The following is a 12,835-nucleotide window of genomic DNA, read 5'->3' on the forward strand; positions in this document are numbered from 1 at the left end:
TTCGCTGTTCTTTAATCAAAAGGAGGCAAAATGATGTCAACGCTACCGTCCCTGGGTTTTGCCGGAATCGGCCTGATGGGCTTGCCGATGTGCCAGCGTTTGCTCGCCGCGGGTTACCCGCTGACGGTGTGGAACCGCAATCCGGCCAAGTGCGCAGCGCTGGTCGAGGCCGGGGCACGCCAGGTCGCCACACCTGCCGAGTTGTGCCAGCACGCCGAGGTGGTGATGTTGTGCCTGGCGGATACCTCAGTGGTCCGCGAGGTGGTTTTCGGCGAGTCGGGCATTGCCGAGGGGGCGAAAAAGGGTCAGCTGCTGGTGGATTTTTCCAGTCTGGAGCCCACGGCGACCCGGGAAATGGCGACAGAACTCGGCAAGACCGGCATGGGTTGGCTGGATGCGCCGGTGTCCGGTGGGGTGGTGGGGGCCGAAGCCGGCAGCCTGGCGATCATGGTCGGCGGCAGCGCGGCAGACCTTGAGCGGGTCAAACCGGTTTTGCAGAGGCTCGGCCAGCGGGTGACGCACATGGGCGCGGTGGGAGCAGGGCAGGTGACCAAGGCCTGCAACCAGATGATCGTTGCCTGCAATGCGCTGGTCATCGCCGAAGTGGTGGCCCTGGCGGAGCGCTCCGGGGTCGATGCCAGCCTGATCGCCGAGGCACTGGCCGGCGGGTTTGCCGATTCGAGGCCCTTGCAGTTCCTTGCACCGCAAATGACACAGAGCCGTTTCGAACCGGTCAAATGGCACGTGCGGACCTTGCTCAAGGATCTGGATTCAGCGGTGAAGTTTTCCGCGAACAAGGTTCGGCGACGCCGATCAGCGGCCTGGCCGCGCAATTGATGCGCCTGCATGGGGCCCAGGGTTTCCTCGAGAAAGACCCCTCTACATTAGTGCAGATGTACCGTGCACAAGACTCAGGGGCGTGACGCTGTACGATTGCTTGCGCTGGTTGATTTCGTTCAGCACGGGCCGCAGTTCCGCCAGCGGTACCGGGCGACTGAGCAGGTAACCCTGGACGAAGTCGCAGCCGTGGCGCTCGAGAAACTGGTACTGCTCGAAGGTTTCGACGCCTTCGGTGACCACCTCCAGATGCAGGGTGTGGGCCATGACGATAATGGCCTGGACGATCTCCATGTCCTGGGTGGCGATTGGAATGTCCTGGATGAATGATCGGTCGATCTTCAGCGTGTTCAGCGGCAAGCGCTTGAGGTAAGCCAGGGATGAGTAACCGGTGCCGAAGTCATCGATCGACAGCGACACGCCGAGGGCGCGTACCTGGCGCAGAGACACCAGCGTATCGGCGATGCTGCCCATCAGCGCATTCTCGGTGACCTCCAGTTCCAGTCGGTGGGGCTCGACCCCGGCGTTGCGCAACGCGAGTGAGATTTCGTCGCTCAGTTCTTCGCGCGCCAGGGTCAGGGGCGAGCAATTGATGGCGATCTTCAGGTTCGCGCAACCCTGGTGCGACAGCTCGCCCAAGTCCTCGCAGGCCTTGCGCAGCACCCAGTTGTCCAGTTCGGTGATCAGGCCATTGGCCTCTGCGATGCCAATGAAGCGGTCCGGCGCAAGAAATCCATGGACCGGGTGCTGCCAGCGGATCAAGGCTTCGAGTTTGCTGACCTGGCCGGTTTTCAGGTCATAGATCGGTTGGTAATAGAGCATCAGGCCGGTGTCTTCGCGCAGGGCGTGGCGCAGTTCTTCTTCCAGTTGCAGTTCCAGCATGGCGCGCGCCTTGAGGTTGGCACTGAAGAAATTCAGCCCATTGCGGCCACTGTCCTTGGATTGATACAGCGCCAGGTCGGCGTTTTTCAGCAGTTCTTCGCAGGTCTTGCCGTCCTCGGGGAACACGCTGATGCCGATGCTGGTGGTCATGACCATGCGCCGCCCGGACAGCTCGATGGGTTCCTTCAGTTTCTGCATGATGCGCTGGGCCATCTGGCGCGCTTCATCACGGTCATGCAGGTCGATGAGGATGCAGAATTCGTCGCCACCAAAGCGTGCCACCACATCTTCATGGGTGCGCACCGAGCTCTTGATGTGCCGGGCGAGCACCTTGAGCAGTTCATCGCCGGCATCGTGGCCGAGGCTGTCGTTGATGCGCTTGAAATGATCGATGTCGAGGAACAGGACGGCGAGCATGCCGCCTGCCTGGGTGCGCTCCAGGAGCTTCTCGGCGAACAGCTGGTTGAACCCGCGACGGTTGACCAGGTTGGTCAGGGCGTCGTAGTGCGCCACCTGTTGCAGGGACATGCGCGCCTGGTCCAGTTGGCTGAGCAGCGAGTTGACCCGCAGCAGGTCGCGGTCCTTGTGCTGCAGCTTCTTGTCCGCCAGCGCCGCGCTGATGCAACTGCCGATGATCAGCAGGGTCATGACGGCGACCGTCAGGCCCAGTTGCAGATGGTTGTTTTCACCCGGCTGGGGCAGCAGGCTACCGTTTGGCAGGACCAGGGAGAAGGCGGCCATGCCGGTGAAATGCAGGGTGAAGATGCCTGCTCCCAGCACCAGGCTGCCGCCGCATTTGAGCAACTGATTGAACAATCCCTCACCCGTGCGCAGATAGCTGGCCAGCAGCAACGCCGCCAGACTGGCGCCGATGGCGATCATGATCGAAAGGATGAACAGCCCGGGATGGTAATAAGCCGTCGCTTGCGTACGCATGGCGGCCATGCCCACGTAATGCATGGTGGCGATGCCCAGGCCGATGATGATCGACGCCTTGCAGCATTGCCGGAAATTCAGTGCAGGCAGGCTGAGGGTGTGCATCGCCAGCCATGACGCACACAGGGCGATCAACAGGGACACAAGGGTGATGGGCAAATGGTACTGCACGTCGATCGGCGCCTGGAACGCCAGCATGCCAATGAAGTGCATGGCCCAGATTCCGCCGGCCAGGCATCCGGCGCCGATCCAGCGCCAAAGGCGTTGGGACGCTGGTTTTTGCGCCTGGGCAACCCGTTCGGCCATATCCAGTGTGGCAAAACTGCCAGCGCAGGCGACCAGAAAAGCCAGCAGCACCAGGAAAGGGTCATGTGCGCAATGGAGTATGACCTGTCCGCTGTCTGCCAGCTCTGTGGTGAAATGCAGACCAAGCCACTCCATAGCGTGCCCCGTGGTTGTCTCCCTGCCGGCAATCAACGCTGGCGAATGTGTTGGAGTATAGAAGCCGTGCATCGAACGCAAGGAATAGTGGCACATTGTCTCCCAATGATTTTGGAATGGGCTTTAGTGCATTTGGAAATAAAATGTCGCATGGGCCGCGTCGGTGCCCATGGGCGGGTATCAGCTTTACGAATAATTACAGACAGTGCCGGCCAGCCTGACTAGATTGCAGGTTCCGGGTGGCAGGCAAGCCCCCATAACAATAAAAAAGAGACGGACCCATGCAGAACTCGACCCAAGCGGCGAATGCCTGGCGCATTCTGTTCCTGCTGTTCCTGGCCAACCTGTTCAACTTCTTCGACCGCACCATCCCCGCCATCATCATCGAACCGATCCGCATGGAGTGGCACCTCAGCGACTTTCAACTGGGGATCATCGGTACGGCATTCACCATCGTCTACGCGATCGCCGGCCTGCCGCTGGGGCGAATGGCCGATACCGGCTCGCGCAGCAAGTTGATGGGCTGGGGCCTGGCGGCATGGAGCGGCCTGACCGCAGTCAACGGCATGGTCGGCAGCTTCTGGAGTTTCCTGATCGTGCGCATGGGCGTCGGCATCGGCGAAGCCAGTTACGCGCCAGCCGCCAATTCGTTGATCGGCGACCTGTTTCCGGCGCATCGCCGGGCGCGGGCCATGGGCATATTCATGCTCGGGCTGCCGTTGGGTCTGCTACTGGCGTTCTTCACTATCGGCGCGATGGTCAAGGCCTTCGACAGCTGGCGCGCCCCGTTCTTCATTGCCGCGGTACCGGGGCTGATCCTGGCGATCTTCATGTTTTTCATCAAGGAACCGAAACGTGGCGCGGCCGAAAGCGTGCAGGTGTCCCAGGAGAAGATCGACCGGCCGATCCGCCGGGTGCTGGCGGTGCCGACCTTCCTGTGGCTGGTGATGGCGGGACTCTGTTTCAACTTCGCGACTTATGCCTGCAACTCGTTCCTGGTGCCGATGCTGCAGCGGTATTTCCTGATGCCGTTGCAGGAGGCCGCGGTGGCGACGGGGGTGATCGTCGGTGTAACCGGGTTGTTCGGCCTGACATTGGGCGGCTGGGTGGCGGACAAGATCCATCAGCGGGTTGCCAACGGTCGTCTGCTGTTCGCCGCATTCAGCCTGATCATTTCAACCCTGTGCACGGCGTGGGCGCTGCATTCGGGGCGGATCGAGATCGGCGTGTTCGTGGCCGTCTTCAGCCTGGGCTGGTTGTTTGCCTATAACTTCTATACCTGCGTTTACACGGCGATCCAGGACGTGGTCGAGCCGCGGCTGCGGGCCACCGCCATGGCCTTGTTCTTTGCCGGGCTGTACCTGTTGGGCGGTGGGTTGGGGCCAGTGGTGGTCGGCGCCTTGTCCGATCACTTTGCCCACACGGCGATGCTCGCGGCGGGTGCCGGGCAGATGACCGAGGCGTTCAAGGCGGTGGGCCTGCATGACGCGATGTACCTGATCCCGGTAGCGCTGTTCTTCACCATGGTGTTCCTGGTGTTGGCTTCGCGGTGTTTTGTGCGCGATGCCAAGCGGATGAAGGATGGGTTGGGTAGCGTAGTCGAGCCTGAGGGGGCCGCGGCGACTGCTTAATCGCTTTCGCGAGCAAGCCCGCTCCCACAGGGGGATTGCATTCCAGATGTGGGAGCGGGCTTGCTCGCGAAGAGGTAATAAGTAGCACTACAAAACTCAAGCAAACAAAAAAGGCCCGCATCGCTGCGGGCCTTTTTGTTCAAGCGGTGAAGCAGGGGACTTAACCCGCCACCAACACCCGGATCGCTTCCAGTCGCAGCGCAGCCTTGTCGAGCATGGCCAGGCCTTGTTCGCGTTGCTTGCGCAGCGCAACCAGTTCGCTGTCACGTACGGTCGGGTTGACCGCTTGCAACGCGGTCAGGCGTGCCAGTTCCTCGTCGGTGTCGGCGGCCAGGCGACGTTGCGCCTCTGCCACGCGTTCGGCGTGACGTGGGTAGATCTTGTCTTCGCCGGCGTTGATGCGAGGCGTCAGCTGATCGCGCTGGGCCTGGATGAACTTGTTGGCGCTGGCGCGCGGTACGCTTTCGAGTTGATCGTTCAAGGTCTCGAACGACACCCGGGCCGACAGGTCATTGCCATTGGTGTCGAGCAGGCAGCGCAGGGCGGCCGGCGGCAGGTAGCGGCCCAGTTGCAGCGAACGCGGGGCAACCACTTCGCTGACGTAGAGCAGTTCCAGCAACACGGTGCCGGGTTTCAGCGCCTTGTTCTTGATCAGCGCCACGGCGGTGTTGCCCATGGAGCCGGACAACACCAGGTCCATGCCACCCTGGACCATCGGGTGTTCCCAGGTGATGAACTGCATGTCTTCGCGAGACAGCGCCTGGTTGCGGTCGTAGGTGATGGTCACGCCTTCGTCGTCGCCCAGCGGGAAGCTGGCGTCGAGCATTTTTTCGCTCGGCTTGAGGATCAGGGCGTTTTCCGAATGGTCTTCGCTGTCGATACCGAATGCATCGAACAGGGTTTCCATGTAGATCGGCAGGGCGAACTGGTCGTCCTGCTCGAGAATGGCCTCGACCAGCGCTTCACCTTCGCCGGCACCGCCGGAATTGAGCTCCAGCAAGCGGTCGCGGCCGGTGTGCAGCTCGGCTTCCAGGCGCTCGCGCTCGGTGCGGGCTTCGTCGATCAGCGCTTGCCATTCGCCATCGTCGGCTTCTTCGAGCAACGGCAGCAGGCGCGGGCCGAACTGATGTTGCAGGGCGTTGCCGGTCGGGCAGGTGTTGAGGAAAGCGTTCAGGGCTTCGTGGTACCACTGGAACAGGCGCTCTTGCGGGCTGGTTTCCAGGTACGGCACGTGCAGTTCGATGGTGTGCTTCTGGCCGATCCGGTCCAGACGACCGATACGTTGTTCCAGCAGGTCCGGGTGGGACGGCAGATCGAACAGCACCAGGTGGTGGGAGAACTGGAAGTTGCGGCCTTCACTGCCGATTTCCGAGCAGATCAGCACTTGCGCGCCAAACTCTTCGTCGGCGAAGTAGGCGGCGGCGCGGTCACGCTCGAGGATGTTCATACCCTCGTGGAACACCGTGGCCGGAATGCCTGAACGCACGCGCAGGGCGTCTTCCAGGTCCATGGCGGTTTCGGCGTGGGCGCAGATCACCAGCACCTTGGTGCGCTTGAGCATTTTAAGCTGGTCGATCAGCCACTCGACGCGCGGGTCGAATTTCCACCAGCGCTCTTCTTCGTTGGCGTCCGGCTGGGCCTGGAAGCTGACTTCCGGGTACAGCTCGGCGTGATCGCCCAGCGGCAGTTCGAGGTATTCGTCCGGGCACGGTAGCGGGTAAGGATGCAGTTTGCGCTCCGGGAACCCCTGGACCGCGGCCCGGGTATTGCGGAACAGCACGCGGCCGGTGCCGTGGCGGTCCAGCAGTTCGCGCACCAGGCGGGCGCTGGCTTCGGTGTCGCCATCGTTGACGGCGGTCAGCAAGGCTTCGCCTTCGTTGCCGAGGAAGCCGTGAATGGTTTCATGGGCTTGCGGCGACAGGCGACCTTTTTCCAGCAGCTCCTGAACGGCCTCGGCCACCGGGCGATAGTTTTCGCTCTCGGCGCGGAAGGCAGCCAGGTCATGGAAGCGGTTCGGGTCGAGCAGGCGCAGACGCGCGAAGTGACTGTCCTGGCCCAGCTGTTCCGGGGTGGCGGTCAACAGCAAGACGCCCGGGATGGTTTCAGCCAGCTGCTCGACCAGCGAGTATTCCGGGCTGACCTGGTCTTCGTGCCACACCAGGTGGTGGGCTTCGTCGACCACCAGCAGGTCCCAGCCGGCCGCGAACAGCGCATCCTGGGCTTTCTCGTCATCCACCAGCCATTCCAGGGCCACCAGCGCGAGCTGGGTGTCTTCGAACGGGTTGGAGGCATCGCTTTCGATGAAGCGTTCTTCGTCGAACAGCGCGACCTGCAGGTTGAAGCGTCGGCGCATTTCTACCAGCCACTGGTGCTGGAGGTTTTCCGGCACCAGGATCAGCACGCGATTGGCGCGGCCCGAAAGCAGTTGGCGATGGATCACCAGACCGGCTTCGATGGTTTTGCCCAGGCCCACTTCGTCGGCCAGCAGAACCCGAGGCGCAATGCGGTCGGCCACTTCGCGGGCGATGTGCAGCTGGTGCGCGATCGGTTGCGCACGCACGCCACCCAGACCCCACAGCGACGACTGCAGTTGGCGGCTGGTGTGTTCGAGAGTGTGATAACGCAGGGCGAACCAGGCCAGGGGGTCGATCTGCCCGGCGAACAGACGGTCGCTGGCGAGACGGAACTGGATGAAGTTCGACAGTTGGGTTTCCGGCAGGGTGACCACTTCGTTCTGCGCGTCGAGGCCGTGATAGACCAGCAGGCCATCGACGTCGTCGACTTCGCGTACGGTCAGTTTCCAGCCTTCGAAGTGAGTGATGGTGTCACCCGGCGAAAACCGCACACGGGTGAGGGGCGCATTCCGTAGCGCGTACTGGCGAGTGTCGCCAGTGGCCGGGTAGAGCACGGTCAGCAAGCGGCCGTCCTGTGCCAGAACGGTGCCCAAACCCAGCTCCGCTTCGCTGTCACTGATCCAGCGTTGCCCCGGTTGATACTGCTGCGCCATGCTGCCTGACTCCCACCTTGAAAAAGCGGGCTATCTTAACGGAATCAGGTCTCCAGACCAAAGGATTACCTGTGTGGGAACTGCCTTGGGCTGCGATCTTTTGATCTTGCCAGGCTGAAGAAATCGTAGCCTGCGAACGTTCCCACCGTGCCAATCGACTCACAGTTTGCGACCGATGGCTCAAGTCGCCGTCACAGCGGCCGACAGCCTGCTGACAGGAGACTGATAATATGCTGCCACCGATGCTCCCCTTGAGTGCCGTGCCGATCACTTCCCAGCACGACCCGGTTCGCCCGCGCCCGGACATCGCGCCCGTCGTGCCGGTGCAGGAAAGCGCCAGCGACAGCACCATCGACCTGCAAAACCGCGATCCGGAAGAGGCCGCGCTGCTGCTGCGCGAAGAACAGCGGCGCAAGCAGGAGCAGCAACGCCGCCGCCGTGAAGCCGACGAGGACCCCGAAGCGCACCTGGCGATCCCGGGTGACGAACTCAATGCCGACAACACCGTGCCGGTGGCTCCGTTGATGGAAGACCAGCCTCGTCAGGGCCTGTGGGTCGATATCGAGATTTGAGCCCGTGACTGGTCAGCGCCGTCGCCAGACCGCATTATTGGCACATTCCTGCCAAGCGATGCACTGACACCATGAGCCAAGACGACAAGCTGATCGACCTGAATGCCGAACGCGCCAAGCGTGTCCATGACCTTAACGACAAGCGCCTGAACGAAGTGCGCCAGGCGTTCGAGCAGGCCATGCCATTGGGCAAGGCGAAGAAAAAGCCGAAGAACAAACCGAAAAAGCGTTGAGTCTTCCTGCATCGATTGATGCAGGTCAGTTTTCCCCCGCCTTCCAGGCCCGGTCCTGGGCAACATTGATCCCGGTCAATATTTTCTCCTGCCCGATTGGTTACCTTGGCCCCATCGCAACAGGGCAACTGCAGGAGACGCGTCATGTTTTTCGATAACGTGGTGATCGCCGGAGTGCTGACCGTCAGCCTCATGGTTGTATTTTTTGCAGGGTTCGGATTTTTTATCTGGAAAGACTCGCACAAGCGCAAAGAGCCGTAGGTCTTTCTGGATGCAATGAGCACGCAAGGCATTTTGGGCAACTTCGGTTGCCCTTTTTTTTGCCCTGAACAATCTACTGGCATGCACCAATCCCCTGTAGGAGCGAGCTTGCTCGCGATGGAGTGTCAGTCGACACCTTCGTAGCTGACACACCTTCGCGAGCAAGCTCGCTCCTACAGTGATGTGCGGTGTTGCTAAAATTCGGCAATAAAAAAGGCGCGGTCCTCACGGAGCGCGCCTTTTTTCGTTCGGTTGCCTGTCAGCTGCCGAGTGCCTTCGACGCCAGCCAGAACAAGCCGGCCGACAGCGCCACGGTGGCTGGCAGGGTCAGGACCCAGGCCAGCAGGATGGTCTTGACGGTGCCGCCTTGCAGGCCGCTTTTGTTGGCGACCATGGTACCGGCAACGCCCGAGGACAGGACGTGGGTGGTGGACACCGGCAGGCTGAAGATGTTGGCCATGCCGATCAGGCTCGCGGTGGTGATCTGCGCCGACATGCCCTGGGAATAGGTCATGCCTTGCTTGCCGATCTTCTCGCCGATGGTCAGTACCACGCGTTTCCAGCCGACCATGGTGCCCAGGCCCAGGGCCAGGGCGACCGCCAGGATCACCCAGAACGGAGCGTATTCAGTGGTCGTGGTCAGGTCTTTGCGCAGCTTGTCCAGGTCAGCCTTTTCCCGCGGGGCCAAGGTTGGCAGTTTGCTGACTTTCTTCGCCGTGTCGTCCAGGCAGAGCAGGTAGCGACGCACTTCGATGCGGCTTTCCGGCGGCAGCGAGTGGTAGTCGGCTACACCCTTGAGGGTGCCAAGCAGGGCATTGATGGTCGGTTCGGTCTGTTGCGGGTTGCAGCGGAATTTCTCCGGCAGATCGCCTTCGACGCTTTTGCCCAGGGCCAGGAATTCGCCCAGGGTTTCGGCGTTGCGCTGGTAGAACTGGTTCAGGTGCAAGGTGGCGTCGCGGGTACGTTCGATCTGGTAGGTGGTGCTGTTCAGATCAAGTACGAACTGCGCCGGCACGATGCCGATCAGCACCAGCATGATCAGGCCGATACCTTTCTGACCATCGTTGGAACCGTGCACGAAGCTCACGGCCATGGCCGAGATCACCAGCACCAGGCGGTTCCAGAATGGCGGGTGTTTCTTGTCGTCGATCTTGCGACGCTGCTCAGGCGTCTTGTGCATCTTCGACAGCGGGCGCCACCATTTCAGACCGATCAGAATCAGCGCAGCGATCAGGAAGCCTGCCATTGGCGAGAACACCAGCGACATACCGATATCAATCGCCTTCTGCCAGTTCACGCCATCGGCCAACGCAATATCGTTGATCAGGGCGTTGGCCAGGCCTACGCCGAGGATCGAACCGATCAGCGTATGGGAGCTGGAGGCAGGGATACCGAAGTACCAGGTGCCCAGGTTCCAGGCGATGGCTGCGGCGAGCAACGAGAACACCATGGCCAGTCCGTGACCGGTGTTCACATTGATCAGCAGCTCCACCGGCAGCAGGTGGACAATGGCATACGCCACGCCAACGCCGCCCAGCAAAACGCCGAGGAAGTTGAACACACCGGAAAAGAACACCGCCAGATGAGGCGGCATGGCTTTGGTGTAGATAACAGTGGCTACCGCGTTAGCGGTGTCATGAAATCCGTTGATGAACTCGAAGGCGAGGACAAAAGTCAGGGCGAGCAGGAGGCTCACAAGCACCCAAGCATCCAGTCCGCTGAATAAATCGATCATGAAGGTTTTCTGACCCGGTCATAAGGGGGCGCGATTATGCCAGAAAAGACTGGAAATCGATGCACTTGCTGCTCATCGGTAACATTCTTCAACGAATTATTTTGCTTTGGGGCCTGAATTTCCTGCGCTTTTGCGGGTCTTGCAAGTACTTGAATTTCTTTGGAAAGCCCGCAGGCACAGGGGTTCGCCACGCCTGGAGGGACCTTGCGCGCGCTTGTATGAAATTTCTGAAAATAGTGTCAGATACGAGCCTTCAGCCTTATCAGGTCGGCAAGGCGGCCGCTGCCCGCTCGTGGCGGGCGCAAAAAGGCAACATCAGTACATCCCGCTTTTAACGGATGCAATGCAGACCCCGGCAGGTATTAAAAGCCCAGGACGTCACGGCTCCTCGGCTTTCAGTTCCTTTTCCATTTTTTCCAGTTCCTGCTTGAAAACCTGATCCTGAACGGTGGCGCGTTTGCGCCATGGTTTGCGTTCCGGTTCGGGCTGGGCGGCGTAGGTGGTGACTTCCCCGCCGTAAACTTCCTTGTAACGTTGTTCCTGGCGCTCAAGTTCCGCGCGCAGTTCGTCTTTTGTCACGGTGCTACCTGATTGAGTTGAGGTGAATTCTGGTGAAACGCGCTGCACTCGATGTATTGACCGCACTCGTCAAAAGCAAAAAGCCCTTACAGGCATCATTTTTGCGACAGTGTGCTCATTACTTCCATGTTGCAGGCGGCCACGGCACCAGAGATATATAGCTGACGTAGCATCAGTTCCTGTTTCAGCGAGCGCGTTGGCGCCATGCGGATGCAGTCGGCGTCATGGGCTTGCTGAGGAGAGCGGCGATGGAACATCGCGCCACCGGTAGCGGGATCGGCTAATAAAAAACCGATTGGCTACTGAATTACATTATAGCGAGCGATTGACAGAACACTATCACGATAGAGTTAAAAGTGGATCTTGATGTGTGATTGTTTTCTACCCATAACCCGTTAGTGGCAACTTGGGCACTGGATGATGCCATTGTACGGCGATGCCTTTTTGGCGCCATTAAGTCGCACAACTTAAGACCATTACATTGCGCCTTGAAGTCGGCAGATGCGCCCGCGCAAAAAAACATGGATTGCGATTATCGATCGATGGTTCGATAATCGCCCAATCTTGTCGACCCGGGCTTGTGTACCCTACAGCCAGTCGCCTGTAATGGATCGACGATCCGTCTGGGAAAAGGACCTAGTATGAACGATCAACTGCGCAACTCCTTCGCTTCGGTGGCACCGCCGATCGTTGCTTCCCCCGCCAAGCGGATCCAGGCCCTGACCGGCGACCCGGACTTCATGACCTCGCTGGCGCGTGGACTGGCCGTGGTGCAGGCGTTCCAGGAGCGCAAGCGGCACCTGACCATTGCCCAGATCAGCCACCGGACGGAAATTCCCCGCGCCGCCGTGCGCCGTTGCCTGCATACGTTGATCAAGCTCGGTTACGCCACCACCGATGGCCGCACCTATTCGCTGCTGCCCAAAGTGCTGACCTTGGGCCACGCCTATGTGTCCTCGACGCCGCTGGCGGTTTCTGCACAGCCGTACCTGGACCGCATGAGCGAGCAACTCCACGAGGCCTGCAACATGGCCACGCTTGAAGGCGATGACATCTTGTACATCGCCCGCTCGGCAACCACCCAACGCCTGATATCGGTCGACCTGTCGGTGGGTGGGCGCTTGCCGGCCTATTGCACGTCGATGGGCAGGATCCTGCTCGCCGCCCTCGATGACACGTCATTGCACGAGTATCTCGACCACGCCGACCTGCAAGCCAAGACCAGTCGAACCCTCCATACCCCCGAGGCATTGCTCGAATGCCTGCAGGAGGTGCGACAACAAGGGTGGTGCATCGTCGACCAGGAACTGGAGCAGGGGCTGCGTTCGATCGCGGTGCCGGTGTACGACGCTTCCGGCCAGGTGGTCGCGGCGCTCAACGTCAGTACCCACGCCGGGCGGGTCAGCCGCAGCGAGCTTGAACAACGTTTCCTGCCGGGCCTTTTGAGTGCCAGCCGCGACCTCAGCACCCAGCTGTTTACCTAAGCTGTTCGATAATCGCACAGACTCGCGTCTGGCGAATTGACGCTCTTTCCCTTGGCTCATTAATGTCGCGGCAGCGTCATCCGGCGCTGTCGATCTCGATCCGGCACCGGACGACGACCCCATAATAATGAGAAGAGGCACCCCATGCGCACATTCCCCGACTGTCGCCGTTCTCCCCGGTTTTTGTGCCGGAACCCGATCGCCTGATCCTGACACCCCCTTTACCGTGACAGCCCT

10 protein-coding genes and 1 pseudogene are annotated in these 12,835 nt (G+C 60.7%); 7 read left to right on the top strand and 4 right to left on the bottom strand.

The features are described 5' to 3' along the window. The first annotated feature begins 30 nt into the window (after positions 1 to 30). Positions 31 to 923, top strand: a pseudogene (locus SOP95_RS26070) (NAD(P)-dependent oxidoreductase). Here the strand turns inward: SOP95_RS26070 and SOP95_RS26075 are convergent. Further along, positions 880 to 3,096 (bottom strand): putative bifunctional diguanylate cyclase/phosphodiesterase, encoded by a 2,217-nt coding sequence (locus SOP95_RS26075; RefSeq protein ID WP_323608791.1) that lies wholly within the window; start codon positions 3,094 to 3,096, stop codon positions 880 to 882. The pseudogene SOP95_RS26070 and the gene SOP95_RS26075 overlap by 44 nt on opposite strands. 281 nt (positions 3,097 to 3,377) lie before the next feature. On the opposite strand from SOP95_RS26075, the gene SOP95_RS26080 reads away from it, so the two are divergent. Then, positions 3,378 to 4,727 (top strand): spinster family MFS transporter, encoded by a 1,350-nt coding sequence (locus tag SOP95_RS26080; RefSeq protein WP_323608792.1) that lies wholly within the window; start codon positions 3,378 to 3,380, stop codon positions 4,725 to 4,727. Positions 4,728 to 4,887: 160 nt separating this feature from the next. Here the strand turns inward: SOP95_RS26080 and rapA are convergent, their stop codons facing one another. Then, a complete protein-coding gene (gene rapA / locus SOP95_RS26085; RefSeq protein WP_274073430.1) occupies positions 4,888 to 7,734 on the bottom strand; it encodes an RNA polymerase-associated protein RapA in 2,847 nt (948 codons plus the stop codon). A gap of 230 nt (positions 7,735 to 7,964) precedes the next feature. Between rapA and SOP95_RS26090 the strand changes: the two genes are divergently transcribed. The 3 genes from SOP95_RS26090 to ccoM all read left to right on the top strand — a co-directional run bounded on the left by SOP95_RS26090 (position 7,965) and on the right by ccoM (position 8,800). Further along, positions 7,965 to 8,306, top strand: a complete 342-nt coding sequence (locus SOP95_RS26090) for an aspartate-semialdehyde dehydrogenase (protein WP_274073431.1) — start codon at positions 7,965 to 7,967, stop codon at positions 8,304 to 8,306. 71 nt (positions 8,307 to 8,377) lie between these two features. Next, positions 8,378 to 8,539 carry a hypothetical protein gene (locus tag SOP95_RS26095; protein WP_008016476.1) on the top strand — a complete coding sequence of 54 codons (162 nt, stop codon included), beginning with the start codon at positions 8,378 to 8,380 and terminating at the stop codon, positions 8,537 to 8,539. Positions 8,540 to 8,683: 144 nt separating this feature from the next. Further along, positions 8,684 to 8,800, top strand: coding sequence for a cytochrome c oxidase subunit CcoM (gene ccoM, locus SOP95_RS26100; protein ID WP_323608795.1), 117 nt, complete (start codon positions 8,684 to 8,686; stop codon positions 8,798 to 8,800). A gap of 259 nt (positions 8,801 to 9,059) precedes the next feature. Here ccoM and SOP95_RS26105 read toward each other — a convergent pair whose 3' ends face one another. Beyond that, positions 9,060 to 10,535, bottom strand: coding sequence for an inorganic phosphate transporter (locus tag SOP95_RS26105; protein WP_274073432.1), 1,476 nt, complete (start codon positions 10,533 to 10,535; stop codon positions 9,060 to 9,062). A 59-nt stretch (positions 10,536 to 10,594) separates the two neighbouring features. On the opposite strand from SOP95_RS26105, the gene SOP95_RS26110 reads away from it, so the two are divergent. Further along, positions 10,595 to 10,870: a hypothetical protein gene (locus tag SOP95_RS26110; protein WP_323608796.1), complete on the top strand. Its 276-nt coding sequence runs from the start codon at positions 10,595 to 10,597 to the stop codon at positions 10,868 to 10,870. Positions 10,871 to 10,913: 43 nt separating this feature from the next. Here SOP95_RS26110 and SOP95_RS26115 read toward each other — a convergent pair whose 3' ends face one another. Continuing rightward, on the bottom strand, positions 10,914 to 11,114 hold the full coding sequence (locus SOP95_RS26115) for a hypothetical protein (protein ID WP_008056863.1): 201 nt from the start codon (positions 11,112 to 11,114) through the stop codon (positions 10,914 to 10,916). 641 nt (positions 11,115 to 11,755) lie between these two features. Between SOP95_RS26115 and pcaR the strand changes: the two genes are divergently transcribed. Then, positions 11,756 to 12,598 (top strand): pca regulon transcriptional regulator PcaR, encoded by an 843-nt coding sequence (pcaR, locus tag SOP95_RS26120; RefSeq protein ID WP_274073433.1) that lies wholly within the window; start codon positions 11,756 to 11,758, stop codon positions 12,596 to 12,598. The last annotated feature ends 237 nt before the right edge of the window (positions 12,599 to 12,835 follow it).

Origin of the sequence: Pseudomonas sp. YuFO8 (genome assembly GCF_035065025.1) — a bacterium.
Lineage (GTDB): Bacteria > Pseudomonadota > Gammaproteobacteria > Pseudomonadales > Pseudomonadaceae > Aquipseudomonas > Aquipseudomonas putida_AE.